15 protein-coding genes are annotated in these 18,177 nt (G+C 65.4%); 7 read left to right on the forward strand and 8 right to left on the reverse strand.

Translation table 11 applies throughout. The annotated features are described in order from the left end of the window. Positions 1-150: 150 nt before the first annotated feature. Positions 151-1,029: an alpha/beta hydrolase gene (locus Q0105_RS01325; protein ID WP_298207934.1), complete on the reverse strand. Its 879-nt coding sequence runs from the start codon at positions 1,027-1,029 to the stop codon at positions 151-153. 158 nt (positions 1,030-1,187) lie between these two features. Here Q0105_RS01325 and Q0105_RS01330 point away from each other — a divergent pair, with 158 nt between their 5' ends. Both Q0105_RS01330 and Q0105_RS01335 read left to right on the forward strand, forming a co-directional pair. Beyond that, on the forward strand, positions 1,188-2,105 hold the full coding sequence (locus Q0105_RS01330) for a LysR family transcriptional regulator (RefSeq protein WP_298207936.1): 918 nt from the start codon (positions 1,188-1,190) through the stop codon (positions 2,103-2,105). A gap of 48 nt (positions 2,106-2,153) precedes the next feature. Then, positions 2,154-2,483 (forward strand): VF530 family protein, encoded by a 330-nt coding sequence (locus tag Q0105_RS01335; RefSeq protein ID WP_298207938.1) that lies wholly within the window; start codon positions 2,154-2,156, stop codon positions 2,481-2,483. 104 nt (positions 2,484-2,587) lie between these two features. Here Q0105_RS01335 and Q0105_RS01340 read toward each other — a convergent pair whose 3' ends face one another. The 3 genes from Q0105_RS01340 to Q0105_RS01350 all read right to left on the reverse strand — a co-directional run bounded on the left by Q0105_RS01340 (position 2,588) and on the right by Q0105_RS01350 (position 7,655). Then, positions 2,588-3,547: an alpha-E domain-containing protein gene (locus Q0105_RS01340; RefSeq protein ID WP_298207940.1), complete on the reverse strand. Its 960-nt coding sequence runs from the start codon at positions 3,545-3,547 to the stop codon at positions 2,588-2,590. A gap of 1 nt (position 3,548) precedes the next feature. Beyond that, positions 3,549-5,078 carry a circularly permuted type 2 ATP-grasp protein gene (locus tag Q0105_RS01345; RefSeq protein WP_298207942.1) on the reverse strand — a complete coding sequence of 510 codons (1,530 nt, stop codon included), beginning with the start codon at positions 5,076-5,078 and terminating at the stop codon, positions 3,549-3,551. An 87-nt stretch (positions 5,079-5,165) separates the two neighbouring features. Further along, a complete protein-coding gene (locus Q0105_RS01350) occupies positions 5,166-7,655 on the reverse strand; it encodes a DNA internalization-related competence protein ComEC/Rec2 (RefSeq protein ID WP_298208398.1) in 2,490 nt (829 codons plus the stop codon). 196 nt (positions 7,656-7,851) lie between these two features. Between Q0105_RS01350 and Q0105_RS01355 the strand changes: the two genes are divergently transcribed. Beyond that, positions 7,852-8,310, forward strand: coding sequence for a RidA family protein (locus Q0105_RS01355; RefSeq protein ID WP_298207944.1), 459 nt, complete (start codon positions 7,852-7,854; stop codon positions 8,308-8,310). Positions 8,311-8,423: 113 nt separating this feature from the next. Here the strand turns inward: Q0105_RS01355 and Q0105_RS01360 are convergent, their stop codons facing one another. Further along, positions 8,424-10,019, reverse strand: coding sequence for a methyl-accepting chemotaxis protein (locus tag Q0105_RS01360; RefSeq protein WP_298207946.1), 1,596 nt, complete (start codon positions 10,017-10,019; stop codon positions 8,424-8,426). A gap of 313 nt (positions 10,020-10,332) precedes the next feature. Here Q0105_RS01360 and Q0105_RS01365 point away from each other — a divergent pair, with 313 nt between their 5' ends. Continuing rightward, positions 10,333-10,713, forward strand: a complete 381-nt coding sequence (locus tag Q0105_RS01365; protein WP_298207948.1) for a hypothetical protein — start codon at positions 10,333-10,335, stop codon at positions 10,711-10,713. A gap of 107 nt (positions 10,714-10,820) precedes the next feature. On the opposite strand, the gene parC is transcribed toward Q0105_RS01365, so the two are convergent. The 3 genes from parC to Q0105_RS01380 are packed head-to-tail and all read right to left on the reverse strand — an operon-like array spanning position 10,821 to position 16,006. Continuing rightward, positions 10,821-13,178, reverse strand: coding sequence for a DNA topoisomerase IV subunit A (gene parC, locus Q0105_RS01370; RefSeq protein ID WP_298207950.1), 2,358 nt, complete (start codon positions 13,176-13,178; stop codon positions 10,821-10,823). Beyond that, positions 13,175-14,017 (reverse strand): lytic transglycosylase domain-containing protein, encoded by an 843-nt coding sequence (locus Q0105_RS01375; RefSeq protein ID WP_298207952.1) that lies wholly within the window; start codon positions 14,015-14,017, stop codon positions 13,175-13,177. The genes parC and Q0105_RS01375 overlap by 4 nt, the downstream gene beginning before the upstream one ends. Before the next feature lie 3 nt (positions 14,018-14,020). Next, positions 14,021-16,006 (reverse strand): DNA topoisomerase IV subunit B, encoded by a 1,986-nt coding sequence (locus Q0105_RS01380; protein ID WP_298207954.1) that lies wholly within the window; start codon positions 16,004-16,006, stop codon positions 14,021-14,023. Between the two features lie 133 nt (positions 16,007-16,139). Here Q0105_RS01380 and Q0105_RS01385 point away from each other — a divergent pair, with 133 nt between their 5' ends. The 3 genes from Q0105_RS01385 (at position 16,140) to Q0105_RS01395 (ending at position 18,162) form a co-directional block, all read left to right on the forward strand. Further along, the gene (locus tag Q0105_RS01385; protein ID WP_298207957.1) at positions 16,140-17,357 is read left to right on the forward strand and encodes an MFS transporter; all 1,218 of its coding nucleotides are present in this window, start codon (positions 16,140-16,142) and stop codon (positions 17,355-17,357) included. A 10-nt stretch (positions 17,358-17,367) separates the two neighbouring features. Beyond that, positions 17,368-17,526 carry a hypothetical protein gene (locus Q0105_RS01390; RefSeq protein WP_298207959.1) on the forward strand — a complete coding sequence of 53 codons (159 nt, stop codon included), beginning with the start codon at positions 17,368-17,370 and terminating at the stop codon, positions 17,524-17,526. Between the two features lie 81 nt (positions 17,527-17,607). Then, complete coding sequence (locus Q0105_RS01395; RefSeq protein WP_298207962.1) at positions 17,608-18,162, forward strand: class I SAM-dependent methyltransferase; 555 nt, start codon at positions 17,608-17,610, stop codon at positions 18,160-18,162. Positions 18,163-18,177 lie beyond the last annotated feature (15 nt).

Genomic DNA, 18,177 nt, shown 5'->3' on the forward strand with positions numbered 1-18,177 from the left:
CCCGCAGGCCAAGGTCTGGAATGCCTCGCCATGCGGGTTGGCTATGTCTTGGCCGGTGACGGCTGGCGAAGGGTTGCCAACGATCACCGCTCTGCCACTGGCGCCCGCTTTGTTGCAAGCCCGCGGGGCCCTCGCTGGCCTTGAACGCGCTCAAGACTGCGCAGGGCTTCGGGTGGCGGCGAAGAAGAGGCGGAACTGCTCCTGCGTGCCATCGGCACATGGGCATTCGCGCTTGCCGGTCTGCAGCAGGGCATCAGGCCACTGCGCCGTTTTCGAAAACACATGGCATGTGACCCGCAAGCCAGCCGATTCCAGGCGGGCGGCATAGGCCAGCGCCTCATCGTGCATGGGGTCGGTGTCGCCCACCAGCACCAGCGTGGGCGGCAGGCCCGCCAGACGGAGTGCGCCCGCAGGCACGGCGTAGGGGTGCTCCGCATCGCGCGGGTGGCGCAGAAAATTGCGCCAGCCTTCCGCCCATTTGCAACCGGTGGCATCGCCCGTGGCCTCGCGCAGCGAGGCCGTGCCCGCGCAGGGGTCGAGCATGGGAGACAGCAAAATCTGCCCAGCCAGCGGCGGGTGCAATTGGTCGCGAGCCATCAGGCCTACCGCGGCAGCCAGGTTGCCACCCGCTTCTTCGCCCGCGAGATAGACCAAAGCGCCCTGCCCGCCCAGCTTGGTGCGGTTGCGGTGCACCCACTTGAGCACTTCATACCCTGCATCCACAGGCTGGGGAAACGGTGTGAGCGGGTACGCCACCGAGACCACAACCGCGCCCACGCCTTCCAGCAGCGAGGCCACGGCGCAACCGTTGTCCAGATCACCCGACACGAATGCGCCGCCATGAAAATGCACAACCACAGGAGACACCTGCCCGGCCTTCTTGCGGCCATACACGCGCACGGCCACCTTCTGCCCATTGGCCATCTCAATGGTGCAGTCGGAGCAGACCGGAGGCGCCTTCGATACCTGGGCGGATGCAATCGCGGGCGAAGCGGTGGAGGCTGGTGAGTGTGTGCGGACGGGCTGCATGGCATGTACCCAATGAATGAACGATGGACTAAATGGTAGTGGCTTGACCCTCTGGGATAAACAGGCCAAACATCACCGCATTGTTTCCAAAACTCCAACAATCAAATGGTTTGGCCATGTGAGAATGCCCCGGAGTTTCAAATTCAAGGAGAGACGCCATGGACCAGATACAGGCCATGCGCATATTCGTGCGGGTGGTGGAGGCCGGCACGTTCACCAGGGCGGCCGATTCGTTGTCATTGCCCAAAGCCACGGTCACCAAGCATGTGCAGGCGCTGGAGGCGCGCCTGCGCGTGAAGCTGCTCAACCGCACCACGCGCCGCGTGACGGTGACACCCGACGGCGCCGCCTACTACGACCGCACGGTGCGCCTGTTGACCGATCTGGACGATATTGAGGCCAGCGTGACCAACGCGCGCGCCAACCCACGCGGGCGCCTGCGCATCGATGTGGGCACCTCGATGGCCCAGTTGCTCATCATTCCGAATCTGGCGGAGTTTCACGAGCTCTACCCCGACATCCAGGTGGACCTGGGTGTCAGCGACCGCATCGTGGACCTGATCGGCGACAACGTGGACTGCGTGATCCGCGTCGGCGAGCTCAACGACCAATCGCTGGTTGCGCGGCGCATCGGCAACCTGAAATTCATCACCGTGGCCTCGCCGACCTACCTGGCGCGCAAAGGCACGCCCGCGCACCCGCTGGAGATCGAGGACAAACACGTCAGCCTGCTTTTTTTCTCTCCGCACACCGGCCGGCACTACCCGCTGGAGTTCCGCCAGGGCGCCGAGTCCATCGACATCTCGGGCCCCTACCAATTGAGCGTGAACGAAGCCAATGCCTATGTGGCCTCGGTGGTGGCGGGGCTGGGCATTGGGCAGATTGCAGACGTGCAGGCAGAACGCCACCTGAAACGTGGCACGCTGGTGCAACTGCTGCCCGATTGGAACCAGCCGCCGCTGCCTGTGTACGTGGTGTACCCCCCCAATCGGCACCTGAGCGCAAAGGTGCGCGCGTTCGTGGACTGGGTCGCCGAACTGTTTCAGCGCAAAAGCCGTGCGCCAGAGGTGGGCTGACACGGCCAAGCCCGCCCCCAACGCCGCGCGGCTTTATGCTTGGCACCCATGAACGCCACCGAGCCCACACCCGCCTCCGCTGCAGACCTTGCGAGCACCGCCCCGCAGCCAACAGATGCCCCCCCGGCGCCACACACTCCGGCCAAACAACCGCGCAACCCGCTGCACGGCGTGACCCTGGAAGCCATGGTGGTGGCGCTGGCAGACTATTTTGGCTGGGACGAACTGGGCCGACAGATCCCCATCCGCTGCTTTCAAAGCGACCCCAGCGTGGGCTCCAGCCTCAAGTTTTTGCGCAAGACGCCATGGGCGCGCGAGAAGGTCGAAAGCCTTTACCTCTTCATGCTGCGCGATCAAAAGCGCAACGGGCTGGAGTAACTCGCTGCCTGCAGCCCCTCATAGCAATACGCATTCAGACATAAAAACCCCCGTTCACGCTCAGCGTGAACGGGGGTTTTTTATGGATCGAACGTGAATCCGTATCAATCCCCCGCAGTCACCAGGAAGTTGCGGCTGATACCGCCACCCAGGTCGTTGACGCGGTCGAGGAACTGCGTGAGAAACGCGTGCAGCCCCGTCGCCAAAATTTCGTCAATGCGGCCGTACTGCAGGTCGGACAGCAGGCGCCCCGCCCGGCGACTCGTTTCTGCCGACTGCCCATTGGCCAGCACCGCCAGGTTGTCCACCACTTCGCGCATGCAGGCATGCAGCGAGCGCGGCATGTCGCGGCGCAGGATGAGCAGGTCGGCCACGCGGCCCGGCGTGATCACGTCGCGATAGACCTTGCGGTACACCTCGAACGCCGAGACGCTGCGCAGGATGGAGCTCCAGTGGTAGAAGTCGCTCTCCTGGTTGCGCTCGCTGGCACGGCCAAAAAAGTCGTGCTCAACCGCGTGGAACTTCACATCCAGCAGGCGCGCCGTGTTGTCGGCGCGCTCCAGAAAGGTGCCCATGCGCAGGAAGTGGAAAGCCTCGTCCTGCAGCATGGTGCCCAGCACCACGCCGCGCGAGAGATGCGAGCGGTATTTCACCCATTCAAAGAACTGGCCGGGGTCGCGCTCGAAGGCGCCGCCTTCGAGCTGCCGGTGCAGCTCCAGCCAGGTCTGGTTCTGCGTCTCCCACACCTCGGTGGTCAGCGCCCCACGCACCGCACGGGCGTTCTCGCGCGCGGCACGCAGGCATGACAGGATGGATGAAGGGTTGGTGCCATCGCGCACCATGAATTCGAGCACGCGCGCGGGCATCACCTCGCCGTGCTTGGCGGTGTAGGCGGGGATCAGCTCGCTGATGGACAGCAACCCCTCCCAGCCTTTTTGCGCTACGTCGGCGGCCTGCGGCAGCAGTGATGTTTCGTAGCTCACGTTGAGCATGCGGGCGGTGTTCTCAGCCCGCTCGGTGTAGCGGGACATCCAAAACAGATGATCGGCGGTGCGGCTCAACATCTCAAAATCCTTCCTGTGTTTGCGTCATTCCGCCCATCGACTGCGATTGCGAGAAGGTCTGCGAAGGCGGCTGCACTCGCTGTGCGCCCTCGCCCAACACCCAGGTGTCCTTGGTACCACCGCCCTGCGATGAGTTGACCACCAGAGAGCCCTCCTGCAGCGCCACGCGCGTGAGGCCGCCTGCGGCCATCTGCACCTCGCGCCCACTGAGCACGAAGGGGCGCAGGTCGATGTGGCGCGGGGCGATACCAGCGTCCACATAGGTAGGGCAGCTCGACAGGCTCAGCGTGGGCTGGGCGATGTAGCCCGCCGGGTTGGCGATCAGCGCGCGGCGGAAGTCCTCGATCTCGGCCTGCGTGGCCGCCGGGCCGATGAGCATGCCGTAGCCGCCCGCGCCATGCACCTCCTTGACCACCAGGTCTTTCAGGTTGGCCAGCACATGCTGCAGGTCGTCCTGCTTGCGGCACATCCAGGTGGGCACGTTCTTGAGGATGGGCTCCTCGCCCAGGTAGAAGCGGATCATCTCGGGCACGTAGGGGTAGACCGATTTATCGTCGGCCACACCCGTGCCCACAGCGTTGCAGATACCCACGTTGCCCGCGCGATAGGCGTCCATCAGGCCGTGGCAGCCCAGCGTGGAGTTGCGGCGAAAAACCTGCGGGTCGAGGAAGTCGTCGTCCACACGGCGGTAAATCACGTCCACCCGCTGCAGGCCACGCGTGGTGCGCATATAGACGAACTTGTCCTTGACGATCAGATCCTGTCCCTCGACCAGCTCCACCCCCATCTGCTGCGCAAGAAAGGCGTGCTCGAAGTACGCGCTGTTGTGCATGCCGGGCGTAAGCACCACCACCGTGGGCTCATCGGCCGTGCCGGGGGCGCTGGCGCGCAGGGTTTCGAGCAGCATGTCGGGGTAGTGCGCCACGGGCGCCACCTTGTGCAGGCTGAACAGCTCGGGAAAAAGCCGCATCATCATCTTGCGGTTTTCCAGCATGTAGCTCACGCCGCTGGGCACGCGCAGGTTGTCCTCCAGCACGTAATACTCGCCTTCGCCCTGCGCGTTGGGGGCGCGCACGATGTCGATGCCCGCAATGTGTGCGTAAATGTTCTTCGGCACATCCACCCCCGCCATTTCGGGGCGGTACTGCGCGTTGTTGAGGATGAGGTCGGAAGGCACGATGCCTGCGCGGATGATGTCCTGTCCGTGGTAAACGTCGTGGATGAAGCGGTTGAGCGCCGTAACCCGTTGCACCAGGCCCTGCTGCATGCTGCTCCATTCGTGGGCCGGGATGATGCGCGGGATCAGGTCGAACGGGATCAGCCGCTCGTTGCCCGCGCCGCCCTCGTCCTTGGCGCCATAGACGGCAAAGGTGATGCCAACGCGCCGAAAGATCATCTCGGCCTCGGCCCGGCGGGCCTGCATCACGTCAGGGGGCTGTTTGCTCAACCACTGCGCATAGCGCTTGTAGTGTTCACGCACATCGCTGCCATCGAAAGGCAGCATGGCGTACATCTCGTCAAATTTCTGCATGAACGTGCCTCCTGCAGACAGGATAGCAAGTTGCGCGCCCGCCCATTTCGCAACAGCCCCTGAGAGCACTGCGCCATCCGCCCCAACTCAATCGCTCCGTGGCACCATGCTGTGCTGCCAGTACCGTCGGCGGGTGTCGCGCTCGCACCCCACCGCTGCTGGCTGCAACGAAGACCAGGTGGCCGCCCCGCAGCGTGAAGACTCCACGACCTGGATGCCACGCTCGCGGTAGCGCTGCAATACCTCGGGGGCCGGGTGTCCGAACCGGTTGCGGTACCCGGCCTGCACCAAAGCAGTGCGCGGCCGCACAGCCTCCAGCAGCGCGGGCGATGAAGATGTCTTGCTGCCGTGGTGCGGCACCAGCAGCCAATCTGCCTGCAACGCAGCGCCCCGCGCCACCAGGGCCTGCTCCTGCGGGGCCTCGATGTCTCCCACCAGCAAAGCCACCGGCGCACCGGGCCCGGCCGCCACGATGCGCAGCACGCAGCTCAAGGCATTGGGCCGTGGCGCACGGGGCGCCGGGGCGTCGTCGCCCGCCATGGGGTGCAGCACTTCAAAGGCCACGCCGTCCCACTCCCAGCGCTGCCCGGCCAGGCAGGGCTTGGCCGGGCGCAAAGCCTGCAGGGCGTGTTCTGCCTCGATGGAGCCGGTGAGCGTGGCCTGGGGCTGCTGGGCCAGCACCGCCGCCGCGCCGCCCGTGTGGTCGGCGTCACGGTGGCTGAGCATGAGCACATCCACCCGCTCGCCCAGCGCACGCAAGAGCGGCACCAACACGCGGTGGCCCGCATCGCTCTCGCGGCTGAAGCGCGGGCCCGCGTCGTACAGCAGCGTGTGGGTGACCGTACGCACCAGCACCGCATTGCCCTGGCCGATGTCGGCCGCCAACAACTCGAACTGCCCCACGGCAGGCCGCGCAGGCTGCCACCAGAACACAGGCAACAACAAAGGCAGCGCCAGCAGCCGCACGCGCCACGGCAGCCGCATGGCCAGCAGCGCACCACCGGCCACGGCTGCCACCCCGGCCCACAAAGGCGCTGCGGGCAAAAAAACCACCGCCCAAGGCCACTGGGCCAGCCATTGCAGCAGCGCCGCCAATGGCTGCAGGCTGAGCGCCGCCAGGCTCCACAGCGGGGCCCACAACACACCACCCAGCGCCAGCGGCGTGACCACCAGCGTGACCCAGGGGATCGCCACCAGGTTGGCCACAAAACCCACCAGCGATACCTGGCCAAACAGCAACAACCCCAGGGGCGTGAGCGCAAGGGTCACCACCCATTGCTCACGAAGCAAAGAGTAAAAATGGCCTCTAGCGCTTGATCCATAAGCGCTACCAGCTATCGGATTAGTAGCAAACAACACCCCCACGGCCACAAAGCTCAGCCAGAAGCCCGCCTGCGCCAGAGCCCAGGGGTCCAGCACCACCACGGCCGCGCAGGCCAGCAGCCACACCTGGGGCCAGGGCCAGCGCCGCCCGCTCAGCTGCAGCAAGGCCACCACGCCCAGCATGGTGACGGTGCGCTGTGCAGGCACACCCCAGCCGCTGAAGAACGCATAGGCCGCCGCCAGCACCACCCCAGCCACCAGCGCGGCCGACGGCGCGGGCACTGCCAGGCACAGGCGTGCAGAGCGCCGCCACAGGCTGCGCACTACCCAGGCCGCCAGCCAGGCAAACAGCGTGATATGCAAGCCGGAAATACTCATGAGGTGGGCCACGCCCGTGGCGCGAAACACATCCCAGTCCGCCCGGTCGATGGCGCGTTGGTCGCCCGTGACCAAGGCCGCCACCACGCCCGCGATGCGCGCACGCCCTGGGTCGTCGGCATCCTGAGCACCGCGCCCGAGCCGGTCCAGAATGGCATCGCGCACAGCCTGGCGCCATTGCTCCACCGGGTGCTGCCAGGTGGTGGCCAGGCGCACCGGGGGTTCGTCCTTGGGGCCTGCGCGCACATAGCCGTTGGCCTGAACGCCCTGCTCCCACGCCCACAGCTCAAAGTCGAACCCATGGGGGTTGCGCAGGCCGTGCGGCGCCTTCAGGCGCACCGTCAGGCTCCAGCGCTCGCCCGCCCGCATGGGGGGCGGCAGGCGCTGCAGATCAAGCGCATCGCCCGCGTCGCGAAATGCCCCGCCGTACCAGGCCACCTCGATCTGGGGTGGCACATCAACAGGCGCGCCTTTCAGGTGCGCCGCCTGCACCGCCAGGCGCAGCCGGGTGCCCGCTTCGTTGGACTGCGGCATGGCCGACACGACCCCGGTCACGCGGATGTCTTGCCCTTCCAGCACAGGGTCCAGGCGCTGCTGCAGGTAGGCCACCGCCCGCAGGCCGCTGGCCGCGAACATGGCCAGGGCGCCAGCGCCCAGCGCCAATGCGGTCGTGACGGCCACCGCCCAGCGGGCCCAGCGCCATGCCCAGCGTGGCCGTGCAAGCGCCATCGCACAGCAGCCCACCACCAACGCCGCGCACAGCAGGGCGGCATACACCTCTGTGCTCCACAGCGCAGGCTGCTGCAACTGCAGCGCTGCCCCCGCAACCACCCCCAGCAGCACGGCAGGCACTTGCCAAGACGCCAGAGGCGCCATCGCCGGAGCGCCGGACAGCGTGGCGGCATTAGGAGCGCTTATGGCGGGCATGGGCTGATGCTAATGCGGCGCTGGCATGGAGGGTGGATGGATTCGGCGCACACTGCTGTGTAACACTTATCCCCACCCGGCTGAGGGGCCGACCGCATCCGTGTTGTGCCCCGCCATCCATCCCCCATTCATTCCGAGGAAGACCATGAGCGTTTACGACAAGTTGAAAGAACTCAACATTACCCTGCCCCCCGTGTCGGTGCCTGCCGCCGCCTACGTGCCCTATGTGCAAACGGGCAACCTGGTGTTCCTCTCCGGCCACATCGCCCGCAAGGACGGCAAGCCCTGGGCGGCGCAATTCGGCAAGAACATCGCCACCGAAGAAGGCAAGCTGGCCGCACGCGCCGTGGCCATCGACCTGCTGGGCACGCTGCATGCAGCCACCGGCGGTGACCTGAACCGCATCCAGCGCATCGTGAAGGTGATGAGCCTCGTCAACTCCACCGGCGACTTCACCGAGCAGCACCTGGTGACCAACGGCGCCAGCGAACTGCTGGGCCAGGTGTTTGGCGACAAGGGCGTGCACGCCCGCAGCGCCTTCGGCGTAGCGCAGATCCCCATGGGAGCCTGTGTGGAGATCGAACTGATCGCTGAGCTGGCCTGAACAACCCCGCTCCATCCCTATCAAAAACGCCCCGCAGGCTTGCGCTTGCGGGGCGTTTTTGTTGGCGCTGAAGAAGCGGCACCCGCAGCGGATGCCTTTCTTTTTTACCGTGCCTAGGCGCTGCCTGCCATCCCAATGGCGACCTGAGCAGATCCGCGACTGGCGGCCGCGTTGACCTTGAACATCGCCACCACCTGCGCAAGGTGGTCCGCCTGCTCCCGCAGGCTTTGCGCGGCGGCTGCGCTTTCTTCGACCAACGCGGCGTTTTGCTGGGTCATCTGGTCCAGATTGCCAATGGCCTGATTGACCTGGGACACCCCCGCGCTTTGCTCGGACGAAGCAGTGGTGATTTCGCTGATCATGTCGGTCACCCGTTGCACCGACTGTACGATGTCCGTCATGGTGGCGCCCGCATCCGACACCAGCCGCGAACCGACTTCAACCTTCTCGACCGAAGCGCTGATGAGTTGCTTGATCTCCTTGGCAGCTTCTGCGCTGCGCTGGGCCAGGCTGCGCACCTCGGACGCAACCACCGCAAACCCACGGCCTTGCTCGCCCGCGCGCGCGGCCTCCACGGCGGCATTGAGCGCCAGGATGTTGGTCTGAAACGCAATGCTGTCGATCACACCGATGATGTCGGCGATCTTCTTGCTGCTGTGGTTGATGTCTTCCATCGTGGCCACCACTTTGGTCACCACCTCGCCACCCCGGCGCGCAACCCCGGTGGCGCTCGCCGCCAGGCTGCTGGCCTGCTGGGCACTGCCCGCGCTTTGCTGGATGGTGCTGGTGAACTCCTCCATGGCGGCGGCCGTCTCCTGCAGATTGCTGGACGTCTGCTCGGTGCGCGCCGACAGGTCGTGGTTGCCGGTGGCGATCTCGGCGCTGGCGATGGCGATGCTGTCTGTGCTCTGCCGCACCTGGTGCACCATGCGGCCCAGCGCGCCGCTCATGCCGTACAGCGAGCGCAAGAGGTCACCGAACTCGTCACCCCGTGTCACCGCCCCCTGCATGCTCAAATCACCGCCCGCAATGCGCTCGGCCAGTTCGTTGGCCTGCGCAAGCGGCCGCCGGATGCTGTCGATCAGGTAGTAGGCCCCCACAATGATCGCCAGCAGCAACAGCCCCACGGCGGTGGCTGCAATCTTGACCGTGAACAAGCGCTCGGCAGCCATGCGCTTTTGGAGGTCTTCAGCGCCTTGCCGCTGTTGCTGCACAAAATCGCGCAGCGTGCCGATATAAGCCGCCACCGACGGGTTGTACTTCTGGTCAATCAGCGTCACTGCCTGCTCGTGCTGCCCGTCGCTCTTGAGTTTGCGGGCCTCGCCACGCAGGTCGATCATCGTCTTGCGCGCTGCGGCGATCTTGGCCATCTGCTGCCTGTCGGCCTCCGACAGGACCATGGCCTCCAGCGACTTCTGCACCTCGCTGATCTGGGCCGACGTGGCTGCGATGTCGTCTTTGAACTCGGCCTCCACCGCCGGGTCGTTGCTGACGATGAGCGCCTGGGTTCTCGCCGCGTTGGTTTCGGTCAGGCCGGACCAACGCAGCGCCGCTTGCACGTGCGACTCCATCTCCTTGGAGGCTGCATCGGACTCGGCCTGCACCTTGGCCGACCGGTATGCGGCAAAACCCACCACCGCCACCAGCATGGCCACGATCAGAATCACGGCCATCCAGAGCTTGTGGGCCATCCGAAGATTGTTGGGCATCGTTGCCTCCTGAAGTCTTGGGTTTGTGAATAAATGTTTCTGACATTTTCCCCCCAATGCACAAATTTCAATGCAAAGCTCGGGGATGACCCTATTGCCGGCAGCCCCGAGGCTTCGTAAAGGCGTCACGTTGGCGACCCCGCCCTCTCAAAGCCGGTCGGCGCACGGGCGCAGAGCCTTGTCGAAATAGTGCCCCTACTGCCGTTCTCTGCCCGCCATGCGCGCATCAGCGACACCCTCCTTTGGTCGGGTTCTCAGGCAACGGCGAAGCCATGACACTGGCGGGCATCCATTTTTCAAAGGCACGCATCGCATGACCACTCGCACGCTCCACCGCAAGCTCCTTGGCGCCACCGTTCTTATCGCACTGGGCCTGTCCGGTTGCGCAGCCACCATCACCCAGGAGGGCCTGGAGCAGCGCACCTCGGTGGCCATTGGCCGCGCTGTGGGCGCCTTCACCATTGCCAACAAGAGCACCGAAACCGGCGGGCGCATCAACTACACCGCCAACACCACCGACGGCGTCACCTACCAGTGCTACATGTACTCGGCAACAGGGTTCCAAAAAGCCATGACGTTCGGCCAGACGCCAAATTCGGACGCCATCTGCACGCCCATGGTCGGTAAGGGCGCAACACCCGCTGCCGCAGCGGCCTCATGCAACGCGCTGAACAAGGCTGCGAACCGCTGCTGATCGGTTCGATGTCTTCTGCTCTGCGCAAGACACCCTTGGCATGGTCTGGGGCGGTTGACCGCCTCGGGGCGGCGGGCAAATAGCCCCGCCAGCCCCTCCCGTCTTTTTTACTCCACCCGCGTCACCGCATTGGGCTTGAAGCCCAGATCCGCCGCCTTGCCCTTGCGGCCCCGCGCGGCGCGGGCATTGTTGAGCGAGCGGATCTCCAGCGTCTCATCACGAACCTTGCCACCCCGGCCAACTCCGTCGAGGCAAATGCTGCGCGTGTAAGCGGCAGCGCCCGCGAGCTGGTCCTTGTCCTCCAGGTCGATCAGCATCAGCCCCCGGCCGCCATTGGCCATGGTTTTGAGCTCGGCAATCTCGAACGTGAGAATGCGCCCGCCCGTGGACGCACAGGCCACATGCGTGGCAGGCGGCACCGGCTTGCTGCCCGTGGTGCCCGCGGCGTGCGAAGGCACACACACGGTTTCGCCCTCACCCAGCGTAAGAAAGGCCTTGCCGCCCTTCTGGCGCGACACCATGTTCTCGACCGCCGCCAGAAAGCCGTAGCCCCCCGAGTTGGACAACAACAGCGTGGCATTGGCCGGGCCTGCAAAGTAGTGCAGCAACTGCGTGCCTGCTTCCAGCTCAATGAGCGTGGTCACCGGCTGGCCGTCGCCGCGCGCGCCGGGCAACAGCGACACGGCCACCGAATAGACGCGGCCGTTGCTGCCAAAGGCCAGCAGGGTATCGACCGTGCGGCACTCGAACGTGCCATACAGGCCGTCGCCCGCCTTGAAGGCAAAGCTGGCGGCCTCGTGGCCATGGCCGGTACGGGCACGCACCCAGCCTTTTTCCGAGACGATCACCGTGACGGGTTCGTCCACCACCTTGACTTCGGCCACGGCCTTTTTCTCGGCCTGGATCAGCGTGCGGCGCGCATCGGCAAAGGTCTTGGCATCGGCCTCGATCTCCTTGACCATGGTGCGACGCAACGAGCCGGGGTTGTTCAAAATGTCTTCGAGCTTGCCCTGGCTCTCGCGCAGGTCCTTCAGTTCTTGCTCGATCTTGATCGCTTCAAGGCGCGCCAGTTGGCGCAGGCGGATTTCGAGGATGTCTTCGGCCTGCCGGTCGCTGAGGTTGAAGCGCGCAATCAGCGCCGCCTTGGGCTCTTCGGCCTGGCGGATGATGGCGATCACCTCGTCGATGTTGAGCAGCACTAACTGCCGCCCTTCGAGGATGTGGATGCGGTCCAGCACCTTGTTCAGACGATGCTGCGTGCGGCGGGTGATGGTGGTCTGGCGGAAGGCGATCCACTCCTCCAGCATCAGCCGCAGCGACTTCTGCGTGGGCTTGCCATCCAGGCCCACCATGGTGAGGTTGATCGGCGCCGAGGTCTCCAGGCTGGTGTGGGCCAGCAGCGCGGTGATCAGCTCCTGCTGCGGGGTCTTGCCCGTTTTGGGCTCGAACACCAGGCGCACGGGCGCATCCTTGCTGGATTCATCGCGCACCACGTCCAGCACGGCCAGCATGCTGGCCTTCAGTTGCGTCTGGTCTTGCGAGAGCGCCTTCTTGCCCGCCTTGACCTTGGGGTTGGTGATCTCTTCGATCTCCTCCAGCACCCTCTGCGTGCTCACGCCCGGTGGCAGTTCGTTGACCACCAGTTGCCACTGGCCGCGTGCGAGTTCTTCGATCTTCCAGCGCGCGCGCACCTTGAGGCTGCCCCGGCCCGTGCGATAGGCGTCGGCAATATCGCCGGGGCTGCTGATGATCTGACCGCCGCCGGGGTAGTCCGGGCCGGGCACCAGGGCCAGCAGGTCTTCCTGGCTCAGCGAGGGCGTCTTGATCAGCGCCACGCAGGCATCGGCGATCTCGCGCAGGTTGTGGCTGGGGATTTCGGTGGCCAGGCCCACGGCGATGCCGCTGGCGCCGTTGAGCAGCGCAAACGGCAGGCGCGCGGGCAACTGGCGCGGTTCCTGTTCGGAACCGTCGTAGTTAGGGATAAAGTCGACCGTGCCCTCGTCGATCTCGTCGAGCAGCAGGCTGGTGATGCGCGACAGGCGCGCCTCGGTGTACCGCATGGCGGCGGCGCCGTCGCCGTCGCGGCTGCCGAAGTTGCCCTGGCCGTCGATCAGCGGGTAGCGCTGGGCAAAGTCTTGCGCCATGCGCACCATTGCGTCATAGGCGGCGGTGTCGCCGTGCGGGTGGTACTTGCCAAGAACATCGCCCACCACGCGGGCGCTCTTGACGGGCTTGGCCGCCGTGTTGCGTGTAGGGCCGCTGTAGGACAGGCCCATGCGCTCCATCGAATACAGAATGCGCCGCTGCACGGGTTTGAGGCCATCGCACACATCGGGCAGCGCACGGCCCTTGACGACCGACAGCGCATATTCGAGGTAGGCGCGCTGGGCATAACCCGCCAGGCCCAGGGAATCGCCCCCGTCATCGCCTGCGGTAGTGAAATCGAGAGTGGGTTGGTCGCTCATTCGTTGCTTACGGTTTCTTGATTCGCGTTCTGGGGGGCGCCCGGTGTGCTTGTCTGCGCCACGCGGGTGGGCGGCAGGTTGCCCCGGTTCTGCGCACCGCCCGACAGCTCCATGCGCACGCGGCCGGGCACGGCGCGCTGCGCCAGCACGGGGGCAGGCGGCTTGAGTTGGGTGTACAGGCCCATCACGGTGCGCACGTAGTTTTGCGTTTCCTTGAAGGCCGGAATCTGGTTGCCCGCGCGCTGCACCGCGCCCTCACCGGCGTTGTAGGCCGCCACGGCCAGGTCCAGGCGGCCGGGAAACAGGTCGATCAGGTAGCGCAGGTAGCGGGTGCCGGTGGGCACGTTCACGGCCGGGTCGGCCAGTTTTTGCTCCACCGTGCGCCTGGCGTCCGCGCTCACGCCAAATCGGTTGGCCGTGGCGGGCATCACCTGCATCAGACCCACGGCGCCCTTGGGCGACACGGCAGTGGCGTCAAAGCCGGATTCGGTGGCGATCACGGCCTGCAGCAATTCATAGTCCACACCATGTTGGCTGGAGGCCGCGCGCAGGTGGTGCTTGACGCGCTTGTAGTCAGGCGCAATGTCGAAAAAGGCCAGCAGGCGCGCACCCGCCGCAGGCAGCGCGTAGGGCCTGGGCGCGGCATGGGCCGGTTCACGGGTGGAGTCGAAGTCGTTGCCCCTGAAAAACAGCTGATAGCGCGCGTCCACCTGCTCGGCAGCAAAATGTGTCACCCCGCGCTCGTCCACATGGGCCCACAGGTCCGCACGGGCACCTTGCTGCACAAAACATAGCAGCAAACCAATAAAGGATAAGCGCCAGCCGCCTTTTTTCTGCATAGCTTAGATGTCGATCTCCACCGCATCGCCGTGCAGTTCCATCAGCTCGCGACGCGCGGCGGCTTCGCCCTTGCCCATGAGCTTGGTGATGAGGCCTTCGGTGGCGGCAAAGTCCATGTCGCCCAGTTGCACGGGCAGCAGGCGGCGGGTGTCGGGGTTGAGCGTGGTTTCCCACAGTTGCTCGGCGTTCATCTCGCCCAGGCCCTTGAAGCGGCTGATCTGGCACTTCTCTTTGGGCACGCCGTCCTTGGCGCATTTATCGAGGATGGCGGTCAGCTCGCCATCGTCCAACGCATACATCTTGGCGGCGGGCTTCTTGCCACGCGCGGGCACATCCACGCGGAACAGCGGCGGGCGCGCCACATAGATATGGCCGGCCTCGATGAGTTTGGGGAAATGGCGGAAAAACAGCGTGAGCAGCAGCACCTGGATGTGTGAGCCGTCCACGTCGGCGTCGGACAGGATGCAGACCTTGCCGTAGCGCAGGCCGCTCAGATCCGGCGTGTCGTTGGGGCCATGCGGATCGACGCCGATGGCCACCGAGATGTCGTGGATTTCGTTGTTGGCGAACAGGCGGTCACGCTCCACCTCCCAGGTGTTGAGCACCTTGCCGCGCAGCGGCAGGATGGCCTGGCTTTCCTTGTCGCGGCCCATCTTGGCGCTGCCGCCGGCGGAGTCGCCTTCGACCAAAAAGACTTCGTTATGGGCGATGTCCTTGCTTTCGCAGTCAGTGAGCTTGCCAGGCAGCACGGCCACGCCCGAGCCCTTGCGCTTTTCAACCTTCTGCCCGGCTTTCTGGCGGGTCTGGGCGGCCTTGATGGCCAGCTCGGCCAGCTTCTTGCCGTATTCGACATGCTGGTTGAGCCAGAGTTCAAGCGCGGGGCGCACAAAGCCGCTGACCAGCCGCACCGCGTCGCGCGAGTTCAGGCGCTCCTTGATCTGGCCCTGGAACTGCGGGTCGAGCACCTTGGCGGAAAGGACATAGCTGGCGCGCGCGAACACGTCCTCGGGCAGCAGCTTCACGCCCTTCGGTAAAAGACTGTGCAGCTCGATAAAGCTCTTGACGGCGTTGAACAGGCCGTCGCGCAGGCCACTTTCGTGGGTGCCGCCCGCACTGGTGGGGATCAGGTTGACATAACTTTCGCGCACGGGCTGGCCGTCTTCGGTGAAGGCCACACACCACGATGCGCCCTCGCCCTCGGCAAAACTCTCGTTGTTGCGGTCGGCAAAACCCTCGCCTTCAAACAGCGGGATCACCGGGTCGCCGTTGAGCGTCTGCATCAGGTAGTCGCGCAGGCCGCCCTTGTACTGCCAGGTCTGCGCGTCGCGGGTCTTTTCGTTGACGAGCTGCACCGTCACGCCCGGCATGAGCACGGCCTTGCTGCGCAGCAGGTGGGTGAGCTCGCCCATGGGCAGCGCGCTCGACTCGAAATACTTGGCGTCGGGCCACACGCGCACCGAGGTGCCCTGCTTGCGCTCACCTGCCTCCAAGGGGCGGGCCACCAACGGCTCGATCACATCGCCCGCCGAGAACACGAGCCGCGCCACCTTGCCCTCGCGGTAGCTGGTGGCCTCCAGCCGTGTGGCCAGGGCGTTGGTCACGCTCACGCCCACGCCGTGCAAGCCGCCCGAGAAGCTGTAGGCACCGCCCTTGCCTTTGTCGAACTTGCCGCCCGCGTGCAGGCGGGTGAAGACCAGTTCGATCACCGGCGCGTTCTCTTCGGGGTGCATACCAAATGGAATGCCGCGCCCGTCGTCCTCCACGCCTACCGAGCCGTCGGCGTGCAGCGTGACGCGGATTTTTTTGCCGTACCCGGCCAGCGCCTCGTCGGCAGCGTTGTCGAGCACCTCCTGGATGATGTGCAGGGGGTTGTCGGTGCGGGTGTACATGCCCGGGCGCTGCTTGACGGGCTCCAGGCCCTTGAGCACGCGGATCGAGCCTTCGGAATATTCACTACTGACGGAAGCAGAAGACGGTTTGGCAGACATAGCGGCGGATTGTAGTGCGGCAGCGCAGCAATAGCTGGATATATAACCAGCCCCACAAGGCTGCCCCTGCTGGCAACTGTATTGGTCACCTGTGTATCAGCGCGTTTCATGCAATCTCGCTACATTCCTGCGCATGCATACGAATTCCCCCAAACTGTCCATGTTCCAGGTGCTTGCGTGTGGCGCCGCCATCGTGACCCTGTCCATGGGCATTCGCCACGGCTTTGGCCTGTGGCTGCTGCCCATCACACAAGAGATGGGCTGGACGCGCCAGTCGTTCGCGCTGGCCATCGCCATCCAGAACCTCTCCTGGGGCCTGATCGGGATCTTTGCGGGCATGGTGGCCGACCGGTTCGGCGCTTTCCGCGTGCTCATCGGCTGCGCGGTGCTCTACGGCCTGGGCCTGGCGGGCATGGCGCTGTCGCCCACGCCCACGCTGTTTGCACTGACGGCGGGCGTGCTCATCGGCGCTGCGCAGGCGGGCACCACCTATGCCGTGATCTACGGCGTGCTGGGGCGGCAGATTGCGCCCGAGCGCCGCTCCTGGGCCATGGGGGTGGCGGCGGCCGCGGGCTCGTTCGGCCAGTTTTTGATGGTGCCGGTGGAAGGCTGGCTCATTGCGGGCCTGGGCTGGCAGCAGGCGCTTTTGGCGCTGTCGATGGCGGTGCTGCTGATCGTGCCCCTGGCCTTTGGCCTGCGCGAGCCGGGGTTCAAGGGCGCCGCGCCGCCCAAGCGCGAGCAGACCGTGGTGCAGGCACTCGGCGAGGCGTTCCGCTACCCCAGCTTCAACCTGCTGATGGCGGGCTATTTTGTGTGCGGCTTCCAGGTGGTGTTCATCGGGGTGCACATGCCCAGCTACCTCAAGGACCATGGTCTCTCGCCCCAGGTGGCCAGCTATGCGCTGGCGCTGATCGGCCTGTTCAACGTGTTCGGCACCTACTTTGCGGGCACGCTGGGCCAGCGCATGCCCAAGCGGTACATCCTGGCGTTCATCTACTTTGCCCGCGCCGTAGCGATCACCGTGTTTTTGATCGTGCCGCTGTCGCCACTGTCGGTGTACGTCTTCTCGGCGGTGATGGGCACGCTGTGGCTGTCCACCATCCCGCCCACCAACGCAACCATTGCGCAGATTTTTGGCGTGCAGCACCTCTCGATGCTGGGCGGCTTCGTGTTCTTCAGCCACCAGATCGGCAGCTTCCTGGGCGTGTGGCTGGGCGGGTATCTGTATGACGCCACGGGCAATTACGATATCGTCTGGTACATCGCCATCGGCCTGGGCGTGTTTGCCGGGCTGGTGAACCTGCCCGTCAAGGAAAACCCCATCTCCCGCAAAACACCGCAGCCTGCCTGACCCACCCGCCATGCACCCCAGCAGCCCCCGGCCCCCCAAACCCGTGCCACGCGCCCTGCGCTGGCTGGGCTGGGCCGTGGCCGTGCTGCTGTGCCTGGTGGTGTTTGGCATGTACACGGTGCCCGAGTTCATGGTGATGCTGGCCGACCAGATGTGGGCGTGTTTCTGACCCTCCCATCAGGTTTTCAAGCCTTTTTTGGCCTCTAGCGCTTGATGAATAAGCGCTAGCAGCTATATATTTAATAGCATCATGCATGGAACCGAAGCCCCTTCCGAATGGGTCCGCCGCTGGACCCACCTGATCCCCCCTGGCAGCACCGCGCTGGACGTGGCCTGTGGCGCGGGCCGCCATTTGCGCTGGCTGCACGGCCAGGGGCACCCGGTGGTGGGCGTCGACCGCTCGGCCGAAGCCATTGCGGCCTGCGCCGGGCTGGGCGAGATGGTCTGCGCCGACATCGAGAACGGCCCCTGGCCTTTTGCCGGCCAGCAGTTCGGCGCCGTGGTGGTCACCCACTACCTGTGGCGCCCGCTGCTGCCCACCATCGTGGCCAGCGTGGCGCCCGGCGGCGTGCTGATCTACGAAACCTTTGCCCAGGGCAACGAAACCGTGGGGCGCCCCGCGCGCCCTGAATTCCTGCTCGCGCCCGGTGAATTGCTGGCTGCCTGCCAGGGCCTGCGGGTGGTGGCCTACGAGGACGGGTTCCTGGACGAACCCGCGCGTTTCGTGCAACGCATCACGGCCGTGCGGGAACTCTCGCAGCCTGGTGGGCCCTCACGGCATCTTTTGTCCATCGCGGCTAGTTAGAATGCTCTTTTACCG

Source organism: Acidovorax sp., from assembly GCF_027492855.1.
Lineage (GTDB): Bacteria > Pseudomonadota > Gammaproteobacteria > Burkholderiales > Burkholderiaceae_C > Acidovorax.

Excerpts from the sequence above, each read along its gene's own strand:
- Q0105_RS01325 (WP_298207934.1), bottom strand. The coding sequence starts at position 1,029 with ATGCAGCCCGTCCGCACACACTCACCAGCCTCCACCGCTTCGCCCGCG.
- Q0105_RS01330 (WP_298207936.1), top strand. The coding sequence starts at position 1,188 with ATGGACCAGATACAGGCCATGCGCATATTCGTGCGGGTGGTGGAGGCC.
- Q0105_RS01335 (WP_298207938.1), top strand. The coding sequence starts at position 2,154 with ATGAACGCCACCGAGCCCACACCCGCCTCCGCTGCAGACCTTGCGAGC.
- Q0105_RS01340 (WP_298207940.1), bottom strand. The coding sequence starts at position 3,547 with ATGTTGAGCCGCACCGCCGATCATCTGTTTTGGATGTCCCGCTACACC.
- Q0105_RS01345 (WP_298207942.1), bottom strand. The coding sequence starts at position 5,078 with ATGCAGAAATTTGACGAGATGTACGCCATGCTGCCTTTCGATGGCAGC.
- Q0105_RS01350 (WP_298208398.1), bottom strand. The coding sequence starts at position 7,655 with ATGGCGCCTCTGGCGTCTTGGCAAGTGCCTGCCGTGCTGCTGGGGGTG.
- Q0105_RS01355 (WP_298207944.1), top strand. The coding sequence starts at position 7,852 with ATGAGCGTTTACGACAAGTTGAAAGAACTCAACATTACCCTGCCCCCC.
- Q0105_RS01360 (WP_298207946.1), bottom strand. The coding sequence starts at position 10,019 with ATGCCCAACAATCTTCGGATGGCCCACAAGCTCTGGATGGCCGTGATT.
- Q0105_RS01365 (WP_298207948.1), top strand. The coding sequence starts at position 10,333 with ATGACCACTCGCACGCTCCACCGCAAGCTCCTTGGCGCCACCGTTCTT.
- parC (WP_298207950.1), bottom strand. The coding sequence starts at position 13,178 with ATGAGCGACCAACCCACTCTCGATTTCACTACCGCAGGCGATGACGGG.
- Q0105_RS01375 (WP_298207952.1), bottom strand. The coding sequence starts at position 14,017 with ATGCAGAAAAAAGGCGGCTGGCGCTTATCCTTTATTGGTTTGCTGCTA.
- Q0105_RS01380 (WP_298207954.1), bottom strand. The coding sequence starts at position 16,006 with ATGTCTGCCAAACCGTCTTCTGCTTCCGTCAGTAGTGAATATTCCGAA.
- Q0105_RS01385 (WP_298207957.1), top strand. The coding sequence starts at position 16,140 with ATGCATACGAATTCCCCCAAACTGTCCATGTTCCAGGTGCTTGCGTGT.
- Q0105_RS01390 (WP_298207959.1), top strand. The coding sequence starts at position 17,368 with ATGCACCCCAGCAGCCCCCGGCCCCCCAAACCCGTGCCACGCGCCCTG.
- Q0105_RS01395 (WP_298207962.1), top strand. The coding sequence starts at position 17,608 with ATGCATGGAACCGAAGCCCCTTCCGAATGGGTCCGCCGCTGGACCCAC.